Annotated in this window: 1 pseudogene; it reads right to left on the bottom strand. The window is 67.0% G+C overall.

Annotated elements, in window-relative coordinates:
• Positions 1-952, bottom strand: a pseudogene (locus tag ACSFA3_RS25390) (fimbria/pilus outer membrane usher protein); the annotation flags it as partial.
• Between the last annotated feature and the right edge of the window lie 133 nt (positions 953-1,085).

The following is a 1,085-nucleotide window of genomic DNA, read 5'->3' as shown; positions in this document are numbered from 1 at the left end:
GCTGCGTGTCGTACAGCGAGAAGTCGAGCGTCGTGGAGCGGCAAAGGGCGTCTCTGAGAGCCACCTTCGGGGTGCGCGGGACGTTTAAACACGGAACCGTGTTGAGCTGGAAGGGCCCCGCCGGGACCTGGCCCGTGTACTGGCGCAGGCCGTTGATGTAGAGCTCCACCTGCGAGGGCAGCGCGGCCGCCCCCAGGAACGCCGGCAGCGGGGTGGTGGTGCGATAGGGCTGCAGCGAGAAGTTGCGCGAGAGCTGGATGCCGCCGATCCGGGTGGAACGCGACCACGGCAGCGATGCGGTGGTGGTGTCACCCACACGCAGCGTCAGCATGTCGTCGGGGAACGACTGGCTCCAGGTGGTGTCGAGCCGGACCGACTCGTGCTGCCAGTCTTCGTTGTCGACGCGGGACGCGCGCGACATCATCGTGCTGCTGAACACGCTGGTTCCGCTGAACGCGCGCACTTCGGCGAGCGCGTTGAGGCTGGAGCTGTTGCCCCGGCCCTGCGTGCCATAGAGGTCGTAGTTGAGCAGCAGGCCGGGCGAGGCGCTGGCCTTCGGCGAGACGACCGTCGACGTGTTGACCACAGTCCTGGGCAGGCGCAGCACGTCGTCGGAGGCATTGATTGAAAGGCTCTGCCTTGCGGTGTCGTACGACACCTGGACCCCGGGAAGGCTCTTGAGCCGCACAGGATCGGACACGTCCGCCGGCAGGATGAAGCCCAGTTGCCGCAGCGTGGTGGCGCTGGCCCAGAGCTCCTGGCCGCGCAGGCCGAAATGCACCAGCCCCTGGGGGTTGCCGTTGAGGCTCAGCTCCAGATAGAGGTCGCTGCCGGTCGGGCCGGTGAGGTCGCTTTCCGCGGCGGACGCGACCAGCCATGAGCTCGAGCCGGCTGCGGCGCTCTCGGCCTGAGCAGCAAACGGCATCAGACCGGGAAGCAGCAGCAGTGGCAACAGGCGCTCAGCGGACGCGTTGAAGCGGCGGGATTTTTTCCTGCGTCGCGTTGCCATTGATCTTCGTTTCCAGAACGCCGCCGGTAGCAAAGGCTTCCGCTGGTGTCTTCAGGGGCCAACGCATGGTCACCCC

It is taken from the genome of Variovorax glucosi (assembly GCF_051216695.1).
In the GTDB taxonomy this organism is placed as follows: Bacteria; Pseudomonadota; Gammaproteobacteria; order Burkholderiales; family Burkholderiaceae_C; genus Variovorax.
This window is presented reverse-complemented; position numbering and strand designations above follow the sequence as displayed.